The following is a 19,361-nucleotide window of genomic DNA, read 5'->3' as shown; positions in this document are numbered from 1 at the left end:
CACCCTTACCATCTGGTCAAGGGCTGGAGCCAGGGCAAATCGACCTGCGTGGTGTTACCCCCTCTCCCTCTGGGAGAGGGTTGGGGTGAGGGCCGGCAGTGTCCCGCCAGGCACGGCGCCGCCTGCCAAGCCCTCGGATCACCGCTTACTGCGCCGTCCAACCCCCGTCATGCGCCCACGCCTGCCCGCGCACGTTGTCCGCCGCCGGCGAGCAGAAGAAAACCGCCAGCCCGCCCAACTGCTCGGGCGTGGTGAACTGCAGCGAGGGCTCTTTCTCGCCCAGCAGCTCCTTGGTGGCCTGCTCCACGCTGATCTTCTCGTTGGCGGCGCGTGCGTCGATCTGCTTTTGTACCAGCGGCGTGAGCACCCAGCCGGGGCAGATGGCGTTGGCCGTCACGCCGGTGGTCGCCAGCTCCAGCGCCGTCACCTTGGTCAGGCCGACGATGCCGTGCTTGGCCGCCACGTAGGCCGACTTCTCCTTTGAGGCGACCAGCCCGTGGGCCGAGGCGATATTGATGATCCGGCCCCAATTCTTCTGGCGCATGAAGGGGATCGCCAGCCGCGTGGTGTGAAACGCCGAACTGAGGTTGATGGCGATGATCGCGTCCCACTTCTCGGGCGGAAAGCTCTCGATCGGCGCCACGTGCTGGATGCCGGCGTTGTTGACCAGGATGTCCACACCACCGAACTTCTCGGCCGCGAACGCCATCATGGCCTCGATCTCGACGGGCTTGCTCATGTCGGCGCCGTGGTATTCGGCGCGCACGCCCTGCGCCGTGATCTGCCCCCTGGGGCCATCGACGTCGCCAAAGCCGTTCATCACGATGTTGGCGCCCTGCTTGGCCAGCTCGATGGCGATCCCCAGGCCAATGCCGCTGGTGGAGCCGGTGACCAGGGCGGTTTTGCCTTTGAGTTGCATGAAGTGATTCCCGTTGGTTTGAAAAAAACGAAAGGGCAAGCCAGATCGCCAGCTCGCCCTTGTCCAGTCTGCGCGAGCAGCTATGTTTATTGAAGCAGTGTGACGCCGGTCTTGGCCTGCACCTCGTCAAAGCCCACGCCATCGGCCAGCTCGCGCACCTTCAGGCCCTTGGGCGTGACGTCGAACACGCCGAGATCCGTGATGATCATGTGCACCACGCCCACGCCCGTGAGCGGCAGCGTGCACTGGGGCAGGATCTTCAGATCGGTGGTGCCGTCCTTCTTCTTGGCCACGTGTTCCATCAGCACGATGACCTTGGGCACGCCGCCCACCAGGTCCATGGCGCCGCCCATGCCCTTGACCATCTTGCCGGGGATCATCCAGTTGGCCAGGTCGCCCTTTTCGCTGACCTGCATGGCACCCAGGATGGCCAGGTTGATCTTGCCGCCGCGGATCATGGCAAAGCTGTCGTGGCTGCCGAAGATGGACGAGCCGGGAATGGTGGTCACCGTCTGCTTGCCGGCGTTGATCAAATCGGCGTCGATGGTCTTCTCGGTCGGGAAGGGGCCGATGCCCAGCAAGCCGTTTTCGGACTGCAGCCACACCTCCTTGTCGCCCGTGTGGTTGGCCACCAGCGTGGGGATGCCGATGCCCAGGTTGACGTAAAAGCCGTCTTGCAATTCCTGCGCCGCGCGCGCGGCCATTTGATCTTGGGTCCAGGCCATGGTGTCAGGCTCCTTTGGTCTCGGTCAACGTGCGCTTTTCGATGCGCTTCTCGGGGTTGGCGTTCAGCACGATGCGGTGCACGTAGATGCCCGGCAGGTGCACGTCGTCGGGGGCCAGCTCGCCCAGCTCGACGATCTTCTCGACCTCGACGATGCACACCTTGCCGGCCATCGCCACGGCGGGGTTGAAGTTGCGTGCCGTCAGGTTGAAGCGCAGGTTGCCGCTGGTGTCGGCCACGGCGGCGTGGACCAGGGACACATCGGGCACCAGCGAGCGCTCCATCAGGTACTTGTGGCCGTCGAACTCGCGCGTCTCCTTGCCTTCGGCCACCACGGTGCCCACGCCGGTGCGCGTGAAAAACGCCGGGATGCCCGCGCCGCCGGCGCGCAGCTTCTCGGCCAACGTGCCCTGCGGGGTGAACTCCAGCTCCAGCTCGCCGGCCAGGTACTGGCGCTCGAACTCCTTGTTCTCGCCCACGTAGCTGGCAATCATCTTCTTGATCTGGCGCGTCTCCAGCAGCTTGCCCAGGCCGAAGCCGTCCACGCCGGCGTTGTTGGAGATGCAGGTCAGGTTGTGCACCTTGCTGTCGTGCAGCGCCTGGATCAGCGCCTCGGGGATGCCGCACAGGCCGAAGCCGCCCACGGCAATCAACTGGCCGTCTTTCACGACGCCTTTCAGCGCCGCGTCGGCCGATGGGAAAATTTTCTTCACGGGATGGTTTCTCCTATGCGGTTTGTGAAGTCCTACTTCAGGGCTCAGTCGTCAATCCAAATCCAACGATACACCGATGCTCGCTCACCGTCCGATGGCCGCAGAGCAGGCCGTGCCAGCAATCGCCGTGGCCGGGGTTTCCCCGGTCACTGGCGATGCCCCCTGCAAGGGGGTGGGCGAAACATCGCGAAGCGAGTGGAGACTGGGGGTGAGCTGTTTCACTTGCCCTTGATGCCCAACAGCTCAACCTCGAAGATCAGCGTGGCATTGGGCGGGATCACCCCGCCGCCCGCGCCCTGGCTGCCATAGGCGATGGCCGGCGGGCAGGTCAGGCGCGCCTTGCCGCCCACCTTCATTTTCTGCACGCCCTCGGTCCAGCACTTGATCACGCCGCCCAGCGGAAACTCGATCGGCTGGCCGCGCTTGTACGAGCTGTCGAACTCCTTGCCGCCGTCGGCGAAGGTGCCGCGGTAGTTGACCTTGACCGCATCGGCCGCCGTCGGGCTGGGGCCGCTGCCCTCGGTGATCGACTCATAGACAAGGCCGCTGGCGGTGGTCACGGGCGCGGCCGCGCAGGCGCCGGCGGCCAGCAGCAGGCCGGCAAGCACACTGCCGATTCGAATGCACGAAGAAGTCACGCGATGATCCTTGCAATCAGGTTGAACAAAAGCCGTGATTATGGTGGGGTGGCGAACCGGGCCGGCCGCGGGTGATAAAACCCCAGGTTCACCCACCGTTTGCCCAAACCAAGGAGTCATCGCCATGAGCACCCGCTACCCCCTGCCCGAGCTGGACAGCCTGCCCGAGGACATCAAGACCAAGATCCTGGCCGTGCAGGCCAAGGCCGGCTTTGTGCCCAACGTGTTTCTGGGCCTGGCGCGCCGCCCGGCCGAATGGCGCGCTTTCTTCGCCTACCACGACGCGCTGATGGAGCCCGAGAGCGTGGGCCGCACCAGCAACCTGAGCAAGGGCGACCGCGAGATGATCATCACCGCCACCAGCGCCGCCAACGGCTGCCTGTACTGCGTGGTGGCGCATGGCGCGCTCTTGCGCATCTACGAGAAAAAACCCCTGGTGACCGACCAGGTGGCCACCAACTGGCGCAAGGCCGACATCACGCCGCGCCAGAAGGCCATGCTGGCCTTCGCGATGAAGGTGTGCCAGCGCTCCAACGAGCTGGGCGAGGAGGACTTCGCCCCCTTGCACGCCCACGGTCTGGACGACGAGGACATCTGGGACATCGCTGCCATCACGGCGTTCTTCGGCCTGTCCAACCGCATCGCCTCGTTCAGCAACATGATGCCCAACCCCGAGTTCTACCTGATGGGGCGGGTGCCACGCGAAAAGAAGGGCTGACCGCGCCGCCCTTCAGCGCCGCTTGTCAAACGACAGCGCACCGCCGCCGGCTGCGGCCAGGTACAGGAAGATGAAGCAAAACAGCGCCGCCGACTCGCCATGGTTCTGCACCGGCAGCCACCAGTTGTCGGCCTTGGCGTGCGCCATCCAGTAGGCAAAGGCCATCTCGCCCGACAGGATGAAGGCCACCGGCCGCACAAACAGGCCCAGCACCAGCAGCGCGCCGCCCACCAGCTCCAGCGCCATGGCGGCGCCCGTCAGCGAGGACAAGGGGGTGCCCCCGGTGAACTTCATCAAGCCATGCAGCAGAAACATGTAGGCCGTCGCCACGCGCAGCAAGGCAAGCGCATGGCGGCGCAGGGCGGACGAACTCGAATCACTGAGGGCCATGAACACACTCCGGTTGAATGACAAAGATCGGCTGAGTGTATGAAGCAACGCCGTCAATGACAACTTGGGGCGTTTCGGACCGCGGCACCTGGGGCCGACTGCCGCACGATTCAGGGCGCGCCAGGGCCTTCCTCGGGCGGCATCCAGCGGCGCAGGTGCAGCACGTTTTCGCCGCGGTGCGCGCGGCTGCGCAGCAGCTCCTGGCGCGCGATGGCGCGCAGGTGCACCTCGTCGGGCCCGTCCATGAAGCGCAGCGCGCGGCCCCAGCTCCAAAGGCTGGCCAGCGGCGTGTCGGGCGTCAGGCCGACGGCGCCGAACACCTGCATGGCGCGATCAAGCACGCGCGTTTGCAGCTGCGCCGTCACCAGCTTGATGGCGGACACGTCGGTGCGCGCGGCGGCGTTGCCCTCGGTGTCCATGCGCCAGGCGGCGTGCAGCACCAGCAGGCGCGCCTGGTCGATCTCCACGCGGCTCCAGGCGATCCAGTCCTGCACGTTGGCAAAGTCGGACAGGTGTTTGCCAAAGGCCAGGCGCTCCAGCGCGCGCTCGGCCATCAGTTCGAGCGCCAGCTCGCACTGGCCGATGGTGCGCATGGCGTGGTGCACGCGCCCCGGCCCCAGGCGCGCCTGCGCCATGGCAAAGCCCTCGCCCTCGGCGCCCAGCAGCTGATCGAGCGGCACGCGCACACCCTGGAACACGATCTCGCAATGCCCCTCGATGGCCTGGTGCTGCATCACCGGGATGTTGCGCACCACCTGCACGCCCGGCGCATCCATGGGCACCAGCAGCAGGCTGTGGCGCTGGTGCGCGGGCGCGTCGGGCGCGGCGTTGGACACGCCCATCACGATGGCCAGGCGGCAGTGGGGGTGCGCGGCGCCGGTGGTGAACCACTTGCGGCCGTTCAGCACATAGGCATCGCTGTCGCGCACGATGCGCGTGCCCAGGTTGGTCGGGTCGGACGAGGCGACGTCGGGCTCGCTCATGGCAAAGCACGAGCGGATGCGGCCATCCAGCAGGGGACCCAGCCACTGCGCGCGCTGCGCCGGCGTGGCAAAGCGGTGCAGCAGCTCCATGTTGCCGGTGTCGGGCGCGCTGCAGTTGAACACCTCGCTGGCCCAGGGCACGCGGCCCATCTGCTCGGCCAGCGGCGCGTAGTCCAGATTGGCCAGGCGCGTGCCGGGCTCGTCCGCGCGCAGCTCGGGCAAGAACAGGTTCCACAGGCCGGCGGCGCGAGCGCGCTCCTTCAGCGGCTCAATCACGTCCAGCGGGTAGGCGCCGGCCTCGGCCCAGCGCAGCCAGTCACCGTGCGAGGGCAGCACCAGGTCCTGCATGAAGCGCCGCAACGACTCTTGCAGCGCCCGCGCGCGGGGTGAAAGGGCAAAGTCCATGACCGCACTGTAGGGCGCAGGGCTTCTGCGTCAAGTCAAAGGCCGATGCATGGGGGACAGCGCACGGCTCGACCCGATATTCAAGAAAAAAGTGCCGCCAGCGCCCGTCACGCAAGCGCAAGCAGCTCCTCTTATGAGAGCAAGCCGATCTCTGGCCCCGGGTAGCGCAGGCGCAGCCGCAGCTCGCGCTTCAGGCGCGTGTTGTCGATGCGGCGCGACTCGCCCATGAAGCTCAGCATCAGCGGCGGCAGCGCCTCGCGCGCGGCAGCCCGGGTGACGCGCGGCGGGCGCGGCAGGCCGTACAAGTCGGCGGCCCGATCGAAGTACTCGCCCATCTTCAGACGGCTGTCGTCGGCCACGTGGGTCACGCGCTGGGGCCGCCCGCGCCACAGCGCCAGCGCGCAGGCGCGCGCCAGGTCGTCGGCGTGGATGTGGCTGCTGTACACGTCGTCCTCGGGTGCCAGCACCGGCGTGCCCTTGCCCAGGCGCTCGCGCGCGCCGCCCGCGCGGTCGGGCGCATAGATGCCGGGGATGCGCAGGATGCTGGCGCGCGTGCCCACGGCGCGGCCGAAGCCGCGCACCCAGCCTTCCGCCGCCGCGCGCGCTTGGGCGCGCAGCGTCTGCGGGCGGATGGGCCGTGTCTCGCGCACCAGGGCGCCCGCGCAGTCGCCGTACACGCCCGTGGTCGAGCCGTACACCAGCGCCTGCGGCGCGCTGCGCCGTGCCAGCGCGTGCAGCAGGGCGCGGGTGCGCGGGTCGTCCGCCCCGCCGCGCGGTGGCGGCGCCAGGTGCAGCACGCGGGGGGCCAGGCCGGCCAGGCGTTGCAGGCTGGCCGCCTGATCCAGATCGCCCGCCAGCGGCGTGATGCCCAGCCCGCGCAAGGCGGCCGCGTCGCCGCCCGAGCGCACGAGCGCCAGCACGCGCACCCGCGGCAGCAGCAAGCGGGCCGTGCGCGTGCCCACGTCGCCGCAGCCGACGATGAGTACGCGCGGACACCGAAAGCGCGCGGGCAGCGCGCCGAGAGGGCTTTGGTTTGAGGGCAAAATAAAACATGAAGCAAGTTAAGACCTGCGCAAGGATACCGAGGCCCATGCCCTACACCATCACCGTGCAGCCCAGTGGGCGCACTTTCGAGGCCGACGCGGGCGAGCCCATGCTCGCGGCCGGCATCCGCCAGGGCATCGGCCTGCCCTATGGCTGCAAGGACGGCGCCTGCGGCTCATGCAAGTGCAAGAAGGTTTCGGGCCAGGTCCGGCACGGCCCGCACCAGAGCAAAGCATTGAGCGCCGACGAAGAAGCCGCCGGCTACGTGCTGACCTGCTGCGGCGTGCCCGAGAGCGACGTGGTGCTGGAGTCGCGCCAGGTCACGCACGCGGGGGCCTTCCCGATCAAGAAAATGCCGGCCCGCGTGGCCGAGCTGGAGCGCCTGGCACACGACGTGATGCGCGTGCGCCTGCAGCTGCCCGCCAACGACGTGATCCAGTACCACGCGGGCCAGTACATCGAGATCATCCTGCGCGATGGCAGCCGCCGCAGCTACAGCATGGCCGGTGCGCCGCACACGCTGGTCGCCAGCGGCGCGCCCATGGTCGATTTGCACCTGCGCCACATGCCCGGCGGCAAGTTCACCGACCATGTGTTCGGCGCCATGAAGGCCAAGGAAATCCTGCGCATCGAAGGGCCTTACGGCAGCTTTCACCTGCAGGACGACAGCCCCAACCCCATCGTCTTCCTGGCCTCGGGCACCGGCTTTGCGCCCATCAAGGCCATCATCGAACACATGCAGTTCATGGGCATCACGCGCGAGGCCGTGCTGTACTGGGGCGGCCGCCGCCCGCGCGATCTGTACATGGACGCCTGGGTGCGCGGCAAGCTGCCGGAGCTGCCGCACCTGCGCTACGTACCCGTCGTCTCCGACGCGCTGCCCGAGGACGACTGGCACGGCCGCACCGGCTTCGTGCACCAGGCCGTGCTCGAAGACTTGCCCGACCTGTCGGGCCATCAGGTCTACGCCTGCGGCGCGCCGGCCATGGTCGACGCCGCGCGGCGCGACTTCGTGCAGCAGGCCGGCCTGCCCGACTATGCCTTCTACGCCGACGCCTTTACCAGCGAGGCGGACAAGGTGCACGCTGCTTGAATACCACCAAACAGCCCTGACAGCCGGACGCAGAGGACGCAAAAATCACGCAGAGGACGCAAAAAATTCAAAAAATCAGTTGGTCCAGTGTTCGATCACCCGCACCGGCCAAGACAGTTTCTTCTCTTTTTTGCGTCCTCTGCGAATCCTTTGCGTCCTCTGCGTCCGGCTGTTCCAGCGCTTCTCAACAACCCCAGCACCCCCGGAAACCCACGACCCATGAAACGCCGCACCCTGCTCTCCTCCACCCTCGCCCTCGCCGCAGCGCCTGCCTTCGCCCAGGGCGGCAAACCCATCCGCCTGATCGTGCCCTATGCCCCCGGCGGGCCGCTGGACATCACGGCGCGCGCGCTGGCCGAGCAGGTGCAGGGCAAGCTGGGCACGGTGATCGTGGACAACAAGCCCGGCGCCGGCGGCAACATCGGCTCGGATCTGGTGGCCAAGGCGGCGCCCGACGGCTTCACCATCGGCATCGCCGCCGTGGCCACGCACGCCATCAACCCATGGCTGTTTTCCAAGATGCCGTTTGATGCGGCCAAGGACTTTGCGCCGATCACGCAGATGGTGCGCGTGCCCAACGTGCTGGTGATGAACGCCGCCGCCGCCGAACACCTGCACATCAAGACGCTGGCGGATTTGATTGCCTACGCCAGGAAGAACCCCGGCAAGCTCAACTACGGCTCGGGCGGCAACGGCTCGGCCGGGCACCTGGCGGGCGAAATGTTCAAGCAGGGTGCGGGCATCTTTGCCGTGCACATTCCCTACAACGGCGGCAACCCGGCGCAACTGGCGCTGCTGGCCGGGCAGGTGGACTTCAACATCGACAACCTGGCCACGGCCGCGCCCAACATCAAGGCCGGCAAACTTATCCCCTTGGCGGTCACCACCGCCCAACCCTCGCCGCTGCTGCCGGGCGTGCCCACCATCGCGCAGACGATCCCGGGCTTTGCCATCGACACCTGGTGGGGCCTGGTCGCGCCCGCCGGCACGCCGCCCGACGTCATCACCAAGCTCAACGCCGCCTTCACCGAGGCCTTGCGCACGCCCGCCACGCGCGAGCGCTTTGCCCTGCTGATGGCCGAGCCGGTGCCCACCACGCCCGAGCAGTTCGGCCAGTTGATGACGCGCGAACGGGCGCGCTATGAGTCCGTCGTCAAGGCCTCGGGCGCGCACGTGGATTGAGCGGGGGCCGAGTGCGGCGGCAGCACGCCGTCGCAGCCGCTGGCTCCATCGGCCCGCGGGCGCCAGAGCACCGGCAGCATGTGCGCGCTTTGCAGCGCGAAGGCCGCGCACCACAGCAAGGCCGCCAGTCCCATCAGCGCCGTCGGCGCCACGGCGTAGGCGCTGGCACGCGCCAGCGCGGCGGCCACCAGCAGCGCGGCACCCCACAGCACCCAGGGGCGGTCGCTTTTTTCCAGTCCGCTGTGCGTATAGCCGGCGATGGCGATCACCAGATAGATGTTCAGCCCCAGCACGCCGGTGGTCAGCACGTGCAGCCCGGCGCTGGGGCTGAAGCCGCCGCCCAGCAGTGCCACGCCGATCAGTGCGTAGCCCAGGGCCATCAGCCCGTAGACCGCGTACAGCATCAGCGGCCAGCGCTGCATGAGCGGGCGACCGACGTGCCAGTCGTTCAGCAGGTTCAGCGCCGCCGCCGCCGCGGCCAGCGCCAGCCAGGCGCTGACGGGGCCGCCCGGCTGCACAAACTCGGCCAGCGTGAACAGGCCGATCGCCAGCAGCGCCAGGTTGCGCCGCGGCGGGCGCGCCAGATACGGTTCGCGCGCCTGGCCGTCGGCCGCCACCTGCGCGTCGATGCCGGCGTTGACGATGCTCATCGAGATGCGACTCATGGCGATCACGATCAGGCCCATCCACACGCCCACCAGCGCATGCAGCCAGCGCGTGGGCGCCGCGCCGCGCAGCGCATCGACGTAGAAGCCCGCCGCGACCACCGCCAGCACGGCCAGCGCCCACAGGAACGCGACGTAGCGGCGCTCCGGGTCGCGCAGCAGGCGCGGCGCCATCAGCGCCATCAGGCCGCCGATCAGGCCAAGCTGCGCCAGCGCCGCCACGGCCAGGCCAGCCATGGGCCACCAGCCGCTGAACCAGAAACCCAGGCGAGCCAGCAGCCATAGCCCCACCAGCACCCGCACCGGGCGCGCACCGAAAGGCGGCGTGCGCGTAAACTCGGGCACCGCCGTCAGCACGAAACCCGCCGCGCCCGCCAGTGCAAAACCGAGCAGCAGCTCGTGCGCGTGCCACACGAAGGGCCCGCCGGGCACGGCCGGCAGCGGCCAGCCCAGCAGCAAAAAGCCGCCCCACAAGCCCATCAGCGCCCAGCCGGCGATGAGCGCGAGCGTGAAGAAGGGTCGGAACGGGCACAGCCACAGCGGATGCGCCAGCGACCAGGGCGCCATGCGCGTTGGCGTGGCCATGGGGTTTACCGGGCTTGCCGCGCTCACAGCACGACCTCGCAGCCGTCGCGCGGCGCGTGCTGCATGGCGGCCACGGCCCGGCCGACGCTCAGGCCCTGCTCGAGCCGAGGCTCGGACAGCGATGGCGCCGCAACCACCAGCGGCGGCAAATCGAAGGCCTGGCGCACGGGCGCTTGCGCCAGCAGCAGCGCGGTCTGGTGGTGCACCCAGGCATCGCCCCGTTCTGCCGCGGGCAGCGCCAGGTCGAGCCGCCAGCGAACGGACGCTGGCGCGCCGGCCAGCACCAGCACCGTGTCGGCCAGGGCCACGGCCTCCATCACGTCGTGCGTGATCATCAGCACGGCCAGCGGGCGGCGCGCCTGCTCGGCCAGCAGCAGGCGGTGCATCTGCTGCTTCATGCCGATGTCCAGGGCCGAGAACGGCTCGTCCAGCAGCAGCAGATCGGGCTGCAGCACCAGCGCGCGCGCCAGCGCGGCGCGGCTTTGCATGCCGCCCGACAGCTGCGGCGGAAACTGCGCCAGCGCCAGCTCGTCCAGCCCCATGGCACGCCCCATGGCGCGCGCCGCCACCATGCGCTCGGCACGCCTCATGCCCTGCGCCTTCAGGCCCAGCGCGATGTTGTCCAGCGCGCTCTTCCAGGGCAGCAGGTGCGGCTGTTGAAACAGCATCGCCGTGCGCGCAAAACCGTTGGCAATGCGGCCCTCGCGCACCGCCAGCAGGCCGGCGCACAGGTGCAGCAGCGTGCTCTTGCCGCTGCCCGAAGGCCCGACCAGCGCCAGCGTGCGGCCGGCGGGCAGCGCCAGGTCGATGTTCTCCAGCACCGTGCGCGGGCCGAAGGCGTGGGACAGGGCTTCAATGCGCAAGCTGGGCGTCATGCCGCGCCTCCGCTCACTCCGCCCGGTTCGCGCCAGCGCTCGATCTCGCGCTTGATGGGCTCCAGCAGCAGGTACTCCAGCGCCAGCAGGATCAGCACCACGGCACCGATCCAGGCCAGCGTGGCCGGCATGTCGAGCTGGGCGCGGCTGGTGGCCAGCATGGCACCGACGCCGGTGTCGGACGACAACAGCTCGGCCATCACCACCACCTTCCAGCTGCTGCCCAGCGCCACGATCCAGGCCGGAAACAGGTAGGACACCACGTGCGGCAGGTAGACGTCGAGCACGCGCATGCGCCAGGGCAGCCGGTAGGCCTGCGCCAGGTCGCGCCAGTGATGCTCCAGCGTGCGCGCGCCCTGCATGCCGCCGACGAAAACGATGGGAAAGCAGGCGATGAAGACCGTGAACACCGGCGTGCCGTCGCCGGTGCCAAACCACAGCATGGCCAGCACCAGCCAGGCGATGGGCGGCGTGCCCAGCAGCACGGTGACCCAGGGGCGCGCCAGCATCGAGGCCGTCATCGACACGCCCGCGGCCACGCCCAGCGCACTGCCGGCCAGCACCGCCAGCGCCAGGCCGATAAAGGCGCGCCGCGCAGTGATGGCCAGCGTGGGCCACAACGCGCCGCCGCGCCCCATCCACTGCGCCAGCGTATGCGCCGTCTGCAGCGGCGTGGGCAGCACCAGCGGGCCGTAGACGGCGGCCAGCGCCTCCCACAGCGCCACCCCCATCAACAGGCTGGCGATGGCGCCCCAGCCGCCCCACAGGTAGCGCGCAAAACCCGGCAACCAGCGACCGCGCCCCACCATGCGTCAGCCGTAGAACGCGCCGGCCGGCAGCTTGCCACCGACCAGGCCCGGTTGCCGGTCGAGCAGTTGCTGGTAGAAGAACTCCAGCTCGGGACGGGCCGCGGCGGCATCCACCCACTTCATGGTCGATTGGGTGGCGCGGATGGCGTCGGCCACCCCCTCGGGCGTCAGCATGTCGACGTGGCGCGCCGCCATCGCGCCGCAGGCTTCGGGCTCGGCCTGGCACCAGGCCAGCGCCTTGGCATGTTCCTGCTCGAAGCGCGCCAGCAGCGCGCTGTCGTCCCGCACGCCGCCCAGCGCGGTGATGCCGGCCTGCGGAATGCGCGGCGGGCGTTTCAGCACGCGGCCCCACTCCTGCTGCAGGTCGACGCTGCGGTACAGCTCGGGCGCGATCACGCTGACCGGAAACGAGTGCGTCTTGCGCAGTCCCATCGACACCGCCGGCTCGGCCAGCAGCGCGTGGTCGGCGCGGCGCGTGATGAGCAGCTGCATGGCGTCGATCGGCGAGGCGACGTAGCGCAGCGTGATGTCCTTGCCGATGGCCAGACCTTCGCGCTCGCTCAGCAGGCGGAAGATGATGTCCGGCATGTCGCCGCGAAAGGGCATCACCACCTCCTTGCCGCGAAAGTCAGCCAGGGTCTTCAGGCCCGGGTCGCGCGAGACCATCCACAGCAGGCCCCAGGTGGTGATGTCCAGCAGCCTCAAGGGCACGCCGCGGTTGTACAGGTTGGCCGCCACGTTGCTGGGCATGGCCACCAGGTCGGCCGACTGCTGGATGGCGAGCGCGCGCAACTGATCGGGGTTCTTCCAGGTGGTGAACTCGACCTGCTCGGCCACGTCGTTCAGCGCGCCGCTGTCGGCGATGCGCATGAGCGGATAGGACACGAGAGCAAAGGGGCCCGCGAGCACCAGTTTGGGCCGCTTGACGGACGCTGGCTGCGCCTGCGCGGCTGGCACCGCGCCCAGCGCCAGCGCAGCGCCGGCGGCGAGCACGTGGCGGCGCCCTGCATCGAAAGGCAATGGATGGGACATGGTCAGAATCGTCCTTGCCACGACACCCGCAAGCTGCGGCCCGGCGCGATGACTTCGCGCCCTGGCAAGCCTTCGCTCAGGTGTTCGTGATAGCGCTTGTCGCCCACGTTGTGAATCGCCAAGCGCAGCGTATTGTCCTTGTTGATGCGCCAGCTTGCGCCCACATCGAGCACACCGTAGCCGGCGGTGGGGTCTTCGCTGCCGCGCGTGAAGATGCTGGCCACACGGTCTTGCCGGCGCACCAGCAGCGCGCGCGCATCCAGCGACCAGCGGGGCGTGATGCGGCCCTCCCAGCCCAGCGCCAGGGTGTCGGCCGGCATCTGGAACAGCGGCTCGTTCAGGTCGCCGTTGGTGCCGCGCACGCGCGAATACGAGGCACTGATCCAGTGGTCGGGATGAACGCGCCAGCGCAGGCTGGCGTCGATGCCGGTCAGCGTGGCATGGCCCAGGTTCACCGTTTGCTTGCAGGCGCTCGCCTGCGCCGCGCCGCAGGCCGCCACGGCGGCAGGACCCGCCAGCTGCATGCCGGTGATGTAGTGGCTGATGCGGTTGCGCCACAGCGCCAGGCCGTATTCGAGCGTGCCGGATTCGCCCTTCAGGCCCAGCTCGAACTGGGTGGCCCTTTCGGGCTGGATCTGCGGGCTGCCGGCCCAGTAGAAGCCATCCTGGCGCGGGCCGTTCTGGTAGCGCTCGCGCAGGTCGGCGGCGCGAAAGCCGCGCGCCACGTTGACGTAGGGACGCAGCAGCGGCGACGCCTCGTACAGCACGCCCACGCTGCCCGAAACCGCGCCATCGCTGCGGTCGATGCCCGAGGTGACGCTGCCGTTGTTCATCGCCGCGGCGCGTCCGGCCACCGTGTCATGGCGCAGGCCGGCCAGCACCTTCCAGGCACCGAACTGCATGTCGTCCTGGACGTAAAAGCCCAGCGCGCGCAGGCGACCATCGGTAAACGGTTGGTTGGGCTGCAAGCTGTTGAACTGCGGCGGCGCCGCGGCCAGGCTGTCCGGGTCGGCCTTCATTTGCCAAGCGTTCAGGCCCAACGACAGCAGGTGCCGCGGATGCACCAGCCATTCGGCCTTGGCGTCCAGCCCATCGGTGGCAAAGCCGACGTCCGTCAGCGAGATGTCGCGCGCCAGGCCGTTGGCCCAGCCGTTGACCTGGCGCTGCAAGGTCTGGCGATACACGCGCACGTCCAGCGTCAAAGGCTGCGCGCCGCTGCCGCGCCGGTTGTAGCCCAGCTCGTACAGGGTGCGCGCCTGCTGGGGCGAGTGAATCGTCAGGCTGCCGACCGCCGGCACCGGGTGCGGCCGCGTCGAGCCGGGATACCACACGTCGGAGTCCTGCTGGCGCTGAAAGGACAGGCGCAGCTGCTGGTCGGCATCGAGACGATAGCGGTACTGCCCGATGAGCGCATCGGAGTCGTAACCGGTGCGCGCGACGCGGCCGCCCGGAGCGTCGTAGTCGCGCGGACGCGCCAGCGACGCGCCCAGCATCAGCGCGTGGTCGCCGCCACTGAAGTTGGCGACCGCAGCGCCGCTCGGCCCGCGGCTGGCCGAGTCGTAGCCCAGCTGCGCGCGCAGGTGCGCGCCCGTCTCGAAGCGCGCCTGCGGCAAGCGCACGTTGATGGCGCCGCCCAAGGCGCCAGTGCCGTAAAGCACCGAAGCCGGACCCTTGACCACCTCGACCCGCTCGGCCAGCCCGAGCGACATGAAGGATGCGATGGCACCAGCCGGCTGCGCCGCATTGAGGCGCACGCCATCGATCATCAGCACGATGCTGTCTTTCTGCAGGCCGCGGATGACCGGGTTCTGGCCCTGCGCGCCGTCCAGGCTGACGGACAGCCCCGCTTCGCCGCGCAAGGCCTCGCCCAGGTTCTGCGCCTGCTTGCGCGCCAGGTCATCGGCGGTGAGCACCGTGGTTGCGATCGGTGTCTCGACGTCGGACGCGGCGTAGCCCTTGGCAGTCACGCTGACCTCGGCCAGCGCGCCGGTCTGGCCCGCGCCATCGGCATCACCCGTTTGCACCTGCGCATGAACCGTCTGCAAGGTCGCAAACAGCGTGAGCCCGAGCACCGGCAGGCTGACCGCTGCGCGCGGTGCAAAACGAGCCCGTGGACGAGTGTTGGCAGCAGCTGGCGATGCAATGAAACGCATGAAGATCGACCTCTTGGAGTTGAGTCGATCTTAATAAGAATCATTCTCGTTAAGATTGCATCAGATCAAGAAACGGCCGTCGTCGCGCCCACGGGCCGGCGTCGTCCAGCGCGGCCATGCCCGCCGTTGAAACGGCCGGCCGCGCTTACTTGGGCGACTTCATGGGACAGGTGCTCATGCCCAGCAGCTTGTACGCGGGGCAGGTGCCCGCCAGGCCGGTGAGCAGCGGCACCACGCCGATCCAGCCCCACCAGCCCACGGTGCCGGTGGCGGCCAGTGCGATCAGCACCAGGCCGACGACGATGCGAAGAATGCGGTCGATGCCGCCGACGTTGTGGTTCATGACAAAACTCCTTGTTGACGTTGAAAAACGGGGTAATGGATTTCGGACCCGGATACGCGCCGTGCCGGGCATCAGCCGGACTTGCGCAGCAGGCGCACGTGCATGGGGCGCTGGAAGTGGGCTCCGCCGGGCCCCATGTGCGGCTCAAAGCGCGCGCGCACGCGCTCGCGCAGCTCGCCGTCCAGGTGGCGCTCGGCAAACGTCACATCCAGCATGCGGCGCTCGAACGCGGCAAAGTCGGCAAAGTGCGCGGGCATGTCGAAGCGGCGCTCGGCCACCTGCGCCCAGGCTCCCGTGGCAAGCGCCCGGTCCAGCGCGGCCTGCGCGGCGGCGCGCACTGCCTGCTCGTCGTTGAACAGGCGCGTGATCTCGTTGAGCGCGCCGGCAAACACCGGCTCGGACACGTACAGATGGCCGCCGGGGCGCAGCACGCGATGCACCTCGGCCAGCGCCTGATCCATGATGAGCTGCGGCACGTGGTGCAAGGACTTGAGCATCAGCGCCAGATCGAATTGCGCATCCGGCAGCGGAATGGCTTGGGCGCCGGCAGCGATGAAGCGCAGCCGCTCGGCAGGCGCGGCCAGGTTCCTGGCATGCTGGATGGCATCGACCTCCAGGCCCGTGACCCGCGTTGCCGGGTAGCGCACCAGCAGTTCGCGCGCCAGGCGGGCGGCGCCGCAACCCAGCTCGATGATGTCCTGCGCCGCCAGCAGCACCAACCGATTCAGGACGATCAACTCGTCGCGCTCGACGCGGGGCTCGGCACTCATGGCTTGGGCTCCTGCGCGACTTCGGTGTTCAGTGTGGCGCTCACCTGTGCCAGCAGGTCTTCATCCAGTCGATCGGCCAGCGCCGCCAGCCTCAGGCGCGTGAGCACCTGGTCGCTGCGCGCCTGCGCCAGCGCCAGCACGGTCTGCGCATGGTCGTTCTCGGCACCCAGCACGTCCAGCAGAGTGCGGTCGCCCACCTCGCGGCCCAGGCGCGTGGCGTCCAGCCGGGCGCTGCTCGCGGTCTGCGCATCCTGCAGGGCGGCGATGCGCACCACGCCAGTCTCCAGTCCCTGCCAGGCGCTGCGCGCCTGCTGCCCGACCTCCTCGCGCGCCAGCTCCAGTTCGGCGCGCGCCTTGGCCAGGCGCTCGGCGGCCTCGCGCTCCTGCGCCCGGATCATGCCGCCCGCGTCGATCGGGATGTTGATCTGCACGCCCACCATGGCGTTGAGGTTGCGGTTGCGCGCGCTGCCAAAGTCACCGTGGCCGGCGATGCGGTCGTGGCTGGCCTGCGCCACCAGATCGACGGTGGCGCGGCCTGCGGCGCCTTGCTGGCGCAGCTTCTGCTCGGCCACGGCAACCGCCTGGGTCAACAGGCGCAGGCGCGGATTGTCGGCCTGCGCGGCCTGCTCCCAGCCGGGCCAGCCGGCCACCGGCGCCAGCGGCTGCGCCGGCAGCCGCGCCGTGGGCCTGGCAAGCCCTGTGCTGTCGGCCAGGGCCCGGCGGCGGGTGCTGGCCTCCAGCACTGCGGCCGACTGCTGCGCACGCGCACCGGCCAGGGCGGCGTCGGCCTCGTGGGTGTCCGTGATGGGTGACGAACCCAGGCGGTAGCGGTCGTGCGCCTCGTCGCGCGCACGTTCGAGCGCACGCACTTGCTGGCCGAGCACGCGCACGCGCTCCTCGGCCAGCGCCAGCGCCAGGTAGCGCTCGGCGGTGCGCAGCATCAGGTCGGCCTGCGCGCTGCGCCAGGCGGTGTCGCCCATGTCGGCGCCCAGCCGCAACTGCGCGCGCTGGGCATCGCGCCCGGCATTGACCAGGGGCTGCTGCGCGATGATGGCCACGCGCGTGGCCAAGCCGGCGTCGACCGAGGTGGCAAAGCGCGCCTCGTCCATCTGCCCCATGCCCGGCGCCGAGAAGCGCGCGCCGCGCATGGCGGTGTCCTGCGCGCCCAGGCCCGCGCCCAGCGCCAGCGACACGCCCGGCCGCCACAGCGCGTCGGCCTGCTCGCGCAAGGTCTGGGTGGCGCCGTGCTCGGCGCGCGCCACGGCCAGCTGGCGGTCGTGCCCGGCCGCGGCCCGCCAGACCGTCAGCAAGTCCTGCGCCCACGCGCCGGCCGGCAGCGCGGCTGCCAGCGCACAAGACAAGGCCAGGAACCGCAGTCTCATCACGCCGCCTTTTCTCCGCCGAATTCCTCGTACGCGGCCAGCGCCGCCGCCGCATACATCAGCGAAGGCCCGCCGCCCATGTACACGCACATGCCCAGCATCTCCTGCACCTCGGCGCGGGTGGCACCCAGCTTCACCAAGGCCTTGCCATGAAAGCCGATGCAGGGGTCGCAGCGCGAACCCACCGACAGCGCCATGGCGATCAGCTCCTTGGTCTTGGCGTCCAGCGCGCCGGACTTGCCCGCGGCCTGCGCCATGGCGTTGAAGCCCTGCATCACGTCCGGAATGTCCTGGCGCATCTGCGCGGTCCTGGCCGAGATTGCGGCGATCAGGTCCTTGTAGTTTTCAACCATGGGGTGTCCTTTCAGGGTTGGGTCTGGCATTCGCCGGGGCGCGCGCCCAGCTTGCGCATGATGACTTCCATCAGGCACCACTTGCTGAAGCCGCTTTGCAGGAAGTTGGCGCCCACGAAGGCAGTGAACCACAGCCAGTTGACGCTGTGGAAGATCGGGCTGCCCGGTGCGCCCAGCGCGAGTGACAGCAGGATGAACGTGCCGCCGACCGTGCGGGTGATTTGCCAGGATGTCATGTCGTTTCTCCTTCAAAAATGATTGTTGCCGGCAAAAACATTGGGTGTCTTGCTATGAATCAAGGAGCGTCGTGGCGCTCCAGGCGCACGATGCCCAAGGCCTTGAGAACGTACTTCTCGTACACGGGCTCGCTGTTGCCGGTCTTCATCTTGCGGATGAAGTACTTCTCGAAGGCCACCTTGGCCAGGTGCACCCACTTGCCCTTCTTGAACCAGTTGACGTTGCGCGGCGGAATCTGCGGCAAGGCGACAAACGCCGCGCCGGTGTCGCCCATGTCGGCCAGGCAGATGGCGTTCCAGGTGCCCTTGGCCGTCGCCGGCTGGCCGGCCAGCTCGGCCGCGATGTTGTGCGCGATGGCGCTCACCATGCTCTCGATCATGTAGCCCGTCTTGGGCGCGCCGGTGGGCACGGGCGTGACCTCCACCGGCGGAATCGCCACGCACACGCCGGCGGCAAAGATGTTGGCGTACTTCTTGCTGCGCTGGTGCGCGTCGATCAGCACGAAGCCGCGCGGATTGCACAGATCGGGCACGGCAGCCACCGCATCCACGCCCCGGAAGGCCGGCAGCATCATGGCCAGCTTGAACGGGACTTCGTGCTCCTTGTGCGGCTCGCCCTTGTCGTTGAGCTCGGTGGCAAACAGCTTGCCGGCTTCGACATGCGTGGTCCTGGCATTGGTGACCCACTTGATGTCGCGGTCGCGCAGCTCGCTTTCCAGCACGCTCTTGCTGTCGCCCACACCGGCCAGGCCCAGGTGGCCGATGTAGGGCTCGCTGGTGACGAAGGTCATCGGCACCTTGTGGCGCAGCTTGCGCCGGCGCAGGTCGGACGACACGATGAAGGCAAACTCGTAGGCCGGGCCGAAGCAGCTGGCGCCCGGCATGGCGCCGATCACGATCGGGCCCGGGTTCTTCAGGAATTCCTCGTACTCGGCGTGCCACTTTTCGGCGTGGTCCACCGTGCACACCGAATGCGTGTGCCCGTCGATCGGCCCGGACCCGGGAACCTCGCCAAAGGCCAGCTTGGCGCCGGTGGTGATGACCAGGTAGTCGTAGGCCAGCTCGTCGCCGCCGTCCAGCACCAGCTTGTTGCCCGGCGCGTCGATGGCGGCGACCGGGCGGCCGACGAAGTCGATGCCCTTCTTGCGCAGCGGCTCGGCGATCGGCACCACGATCTCCTGGCGCTCGCGCCAGCCCACCGCAAGCCAGGGGTTGGATGGCACGAACTGGAAATAGTCCACCGCGTTGACCACGGTGACGCGGTGCTCCTTGCCCACGGCGGCGCGGATTTCGTAGGCCGCGGGCATGCCGCCCAGCCCTGCGCCCATGATGACGATGTGTGCCATGCC

Annotated in this window: 21 protein-coding genes; 3 read left to right on the top strand and 18 right to left on the bottom strand. The window is 69.0% G+C overall.

What is annotated here, in order from left to right:
- Positions 1 to 145: 145 nt before the first annotated feature.
- The 4 genes from U1F38_RS14280 to U1F38_RS14265 all read right to left on the bottom strand — a co-directional run bounded on the left by U1F38_RS14280 (position 146) and on the right by U1F38_RS14265 (position 2,994).
- A complete protein-coding gene (locus U1F38_RS14280) occupies positions 146 to 919 on the bottom strand; it encodes a 3-hydroxybutyrate dehydrogenase (protein ID WP_409987738.1) in 774 nt (257 codons plus the stop codon).
- An 86-nt stretch (positions 920 to 1,005) separates the two neighbouring features.
- A complete protein-coding gene (locus U1F38_RS14275) occupies positions 1,006 to 1,644 on the bottom strand; it encodes a 3-oxoacid CoA-transferase subunit B (RefSeq protein WP_409987737.1) in 639 nt (212 codons plus the stop codon).
- Between the two features lie 4 nt (positions 1,645 to 1,648).
- Positions 1,649 to 2,356 (bottom strand): CoA transferase subunit A, encoded by a 708-nt coding sequence (locus tag U1F38_RS14270; protein ID WP_409987736.1) that lies wholly within the window; start codon positions 2,354 to 2,356, stop codon positions 1,649 to 1,651.
- 218 nt (positions 2,357 to 2,574) lie between these two features.
- Complete coding sequence (locus tag U1F38_RS14265; protein ID WP_409987735.1) at positions 2,575 to 2,994, bottom strand: FKBP-type peptidyl-prolyl cis-trans isomerase; 420 nt, start codon at positions 2,992 to 2,994, stop codon at positions 2,575 to 2,577.
- 124 nt (positions 2,995 to 3,118) lie between these two features.
- On the opposite strand from U1F38_RS14265, the gene U1F38_RS14260 reads away from it, so the two are divergent.
- On the top strand, positions 3,119 to 3,712 hold the full coding sequence (locus tag U1F38_RS14260) for a peroxidase-related enzyme (RefSeq protein ID WP_409987734.1): 594 nt from the start codon (positions 3,119 to 3,121) through the stop codon (positions 3,710 to 3,712).
- 12 nt (positions 3,713 to 3,724) lie between these two features.
- Here the strand turns inward: U1F38_RS14260 and U1F38_RS14255 are convergent, their stop codons facing one another.
- The 3 genes from U1F38_RS14255 to U1F38_RS14245 form a co-directional block, all read right to left on the bottom strand.
- Positions 3,725 to 4,102, bottom strand: coding sequence for a DoxX family protein (locus U1F38_RS14255; RefSeq protein WP_409987733.1), 378 nt, complete (start codon positions 4,100 to 4,102; stop codon positions 3,725 to 3,727).
- A gap of 110 nt (positions 4,103 to 4,212) precedes the next feature.
- Complete coding sequence (locus tag U1F38_RS14250; protein WP_409987732.1) at positions 4,213 to 5,490, bottom strand: acyl-CoA dehydrogenase family protein; 1,278 nt, start codon at positions 5,488 to 5,490, stop codon at positions 4,213 to 4,215.
- Positions 5,491 to 5,621: 131 nt separating this feature from the next.
- Entirely contained in the window at positions 5,622 to 6,533 is a 912-nt protein-coding gene (locus U1F38_RS14245; protein ID WP_409987731.1) for an NAD-dependent epimerase/dehydratase family protein, read from the bottom strand.
- Between the two features lie 47 nt (positions 6,534 to 6,580).
- Between U1F38_RS14245 and U1F38_RS14240 the strand changes: the two genes are divergently transcribed.
- Both U1F38_RS14240 and U1F38_RS14235 read left to right on the top strand, forming a co-directional pair.
- The gene (locus tag U1F38_RS14240) at positions 6,581 to 7,627 is read left to right on the top strand and encodes a CDP-6-deoxy-delta-3,4-glucoseen reductase (protein ID WP_409987730.1); all 1,047 of its coding nucleotides are present in this window, start codon (positions 6,581 to 6,583) and stop codon (positions 7,625 to 7,627) included.
- A gap of 219 nt (positions 7,628 to 7,846) precedes the next feature.
- A complete protein-coding gene (locus tag U1F38_RS14235) occupies positions 7,847 to 8,809 on the top strand; it encodes a tripartite tricarboxylate transporter substrate binding protein (protein WP_409987729.1) in 963 nt (320 codons plus the stop codon).
- Here U1F38_RS14235 and U1F38_RS14230 read toward each other — a convergent pair.
- From U1F38_RS14230 to U1F38_RS14180, 11 genes are all read right to left on the bottom strand, one after another.
- Complete coding sequence (locus U1F38_RS14230; RefSeq protein ID WP_409987728.1) at positions 8,767 to 10,059, bottom strand: NnrS family protein; 1,293 nt, start codon at positions 10,057 to 10,059, stop codon at positions 8,767 to 8,769. The two genes, U1F38_RS14235 and U1F38_RS14230, sit on opposite strands and share 43 nt — an antisense overlap.
- A 23-nt stretch (positions 10,060 to 10,082) precedes the next feature.
- Complete coding sequence (locus U1F38_RS14225; RefSeq protein ID WP_409987727.1) at positions 10,083 to 10,934, bottom strand: ABC transporter ATP-binding protein; 852 nt, start codon at positions 10,932 to 10,934, stop codon at positions 10,083 to 10,085.
- Complete coding sequence (locus U1F38_RS14220) at positions 10,931 to 11,743, bottom strand: ABC transporter permease (protein ID WP_409987726.1); 813 nt, start codon at positions 11,741 to 11,743, stop codon at positions 10,931 to 10,933. Before U1F38_RS14220 ends, U1F38_RS14225 begins: the two co-directional genes overlap by 4 nt.
- 3 nt (positions 11,744 to 11,746) lie before the next feature.
- On the bottom strand, positions 11,747 to 12,775 hold the full coding sequence (locus tag U1F38_RS14215; RefSeq protein ID WP_409987725.1) for an ABC transporter substrate-binding protein: 1,029 nt from the start codon (positions 12,773 to 12,775) through the stop codon (positions 11,747 to 11,749).
- 2 nt (positions 12,776 to 12,777) lie between these two features.
- Positions 12,778 to 14,820, bottom strand: coding sequence for a TonB-dependent receptor (locus U1F38_RS14210; protein WP_409987724.1), 2,043 nt, complete (start codon positions 14,818 to 14,820; stop codon positions 12,778 to 12,780).
- A 253-nt stretch (positions 14,821 to 15,073) separates the two neighbouring features.
- Positions 15,074 to 15,271, bottom strand: coding sequence for a DUF2892 domain-containing protein (locus U1F38_RS14205; protein ID WP_409987723.1), 198 nt, complete (start codon positions 15,269 to 15,271; stop codon positions 15,074 to 15,076).
- 71 nt (positions 15,272 to 15,342) lie between these two features.
- Positions 15,343 to 16,041, bottom strand: a complete 699-nt coding sequence (locus U1F38_RS14200; RefSeq protein WP_409987722.1) for a class I SAM-dependent methyltransferase — start codon at positions 16,039 to 16,041, stop codon at positions 15,343 to 15,345.
- Positions 16,038 to 17,423: a TolC family protein gene (locus U1F38_RS14195; protein ID WP_409987721.1), complete on the bottom strand. Its 1,386-nt coding sequence runs from the start codon at positions 17,421 to 17,423 to the stop codon at positions 16,038 to 16,040. The genes U1F38_RS14200 and U1F38_RS14195 overlap by 4 nt, the downstream gene beginning before the upstream one ends.
- On the bottom strand, positions 17,423 to 17,776 hold the full coding sequence (locus U1F38_RS14190) for a carboxymuconolactone decarboxylase family protein (protein ID WP_409987720.1): 354 nt from the start codon (positions 17,774 to 17,776) through the stop codon (positions 17,423 to 17,425). Before U1F38_RS14190 ends, U1F38_RS14195 begins: the two co-directional genes overlap by 1 nt.
- Positions 17,777 to 17,787: 11 nt before the next feature.
- The gene (locus tag U1F38_RS14185) at positions 17,788 to 18,012 is read right to left on the bottom strand and encodes a DUF2892 domain-containing protein (RefSeq protein ID WP_409987719.1); all 225 of its coding nucleotides are present in this window, start codon (positions 18,010 to 18,012) and stop codon (positions 17,788 to 17,790) included.
- A 59-nt stretch (positions 18,013 to 18,071) separates the two neighbouring features.
- On the bottom strand, positions 18,072 to 19,358 hold the full coding sequence (locus U1F38_RS14180; protein WP_409987718.1) for an NAD(P)/FAD-dependent oxidoreductase: 1,287 nt from the start codon (positions 19,356 to 19,358) through the stop codon (positions 18,072 to 18,074).
- Positions 19,359 to 19,361 lie beyond the last annotated feature (3 nt).

The organism is Ottowia sp. (assembly GCF_046348305.1).
Classification (GTDB): Bacteria; Pseudomonadota; Gammaproteobacteria; order Burkholderiales; family Burkholderiaceae_C; genus Ottowia.
Note: the sequence above shows the minus strand (reverse complement) of the source record. Positions and strands in the feature narration are given on the sequence as shown.

What these genes read in the sequence shown, in the direction of transcription:
- U1F38_RS14225 (WP_409987727.1), bottom strand. Translation starts at nt 10,934, where the DNA reads ATGACGCCCAGCTTGCGCATTGAAGCCCTGTCCCACGCCTTCGGCCCG.
- U1F38_RS14250 (WP_409987732.1), bottom strand. Translation starts at nt 5,490, where the DNA reads ATGGACTTTGCCCTTTCACCCCGCGCGCGGGCGCTGCAAGAGTCGTTG.
- U1F38_RS14240 (WP_409987730.1), top strand. Translation starts at nt 6,581, where the DNA reads ATGCCCTACACCATCACCGTGCAGCCCAGTGGGCGCACTTTCGAGGCC.
- U1F38_RS14190 (WP_409987720.1), bottom strand. Translation starts at nt 17,776, where the DNA reads ATGGTTGAAAACTACAAGGACCTGATCGCCGCAATCTCGGCCAGGACC.
- U1F38_RS14205 (WP_409987723.1), bottom strand. Translation starts at nt 15,271, where the DNA reads ATGAACCACAACGTCGGCGGCATCGACCGCATTCTTCGCATCGTCGTC.
- U1F38_RS14230 (WP_409987728.1), bottom strand. Translation starts at nt 10,059, where the DNA reads ATGGCCACGCCAACGCGCATGGCGCCCTGGTCGCTGGCGCATCCGCTG.
- U1F38_RS14235 (WP_409987729.1), top strand. Translation starts at nt 7,847, where the DNA reads ATGAAACGCCGCACCCTGCTCTCCTCCACCCTCGCCCTCGCCGCAGCG.
- U1F38_RS14260 (WP_409987734.1), top strand. Translation starts at nt 3,119, where the DNA reads ATGAGCACCCGCTACCCCCTGCCCGAGCTGGACAGCCTGCCCGAGGAC.
- U1F38_RS14280 (WP_409987738.1), bottom strand. Translation starts at nt 919, where the DNA reads ATGCAACTCAAAGGCAAAACCGCCCTGGTCACCGGCTCCACCAGCGGC.
- U1F38_RS14275 (WP_409987737.1), bottom strand. Translation starts at nt 1,644, where the DNA reads ATGGCCTGGACCCAAGATCAAATGGCCGCGCGCGCGGCGCAGGAATTG.
- U1F38_RS14255 (WP_409987733.1), bottom strand. Translation starts at nt 4,102, where the DNA reads ATGGCCCTCAGTGATTCGAGTTCGTCCGCCCTGCGCCGCCATGCGCTT.
- U1F38_RS14200 (WP_409987722.1), bottom strand. Translation starts at nt 16,041, where the DNA reads ATGAGTGCCGAGCCCCGCGTCGAGCGCGACGAGTTGATCGTCCTGAAT.
- U1F38_RS14180 (WP_409987718.1), bottom strand. Translation starts at nt 19,358, where the DNA reads ATGGCACACATCGTCATCATGGGCGCAGGGCTGGGCGGCATGCCCGCG.
- U1F38_RS14215 (WP_409987725.1), bottom strand. Translation starts at nt 12,775, where the DNA reads ATGTCCCATCCATTGCCTTTCGATGCAGGGCGCCGCCACGTGCTCGCC.
- U1F38_RS14220 (WP_409987726.1), bottom strand. Translation starts at nt 11,743, where the DNA reads ATGGTGGGGCGCGGTCGCTGGTTGCCGGGTTTTGCGCGCTACCTGTGG.
- U1F38_RS14185 (WP_409987719.1), bottom strand. Translation starts at nt 18,012, where the DNA reads ATGACATCCTGGCAAATCACCCGCACGGTCGGCGGCACGTTCATCCTG.
- U1F38_RS14195 (WP_409987721.1), bottom strand. Translation starts at nt 17,423, where the DNA reads ATGAGACTGCGGTTCCTGGCCTTGTCTTGTGCGCTGGCAGCCGCGCTG.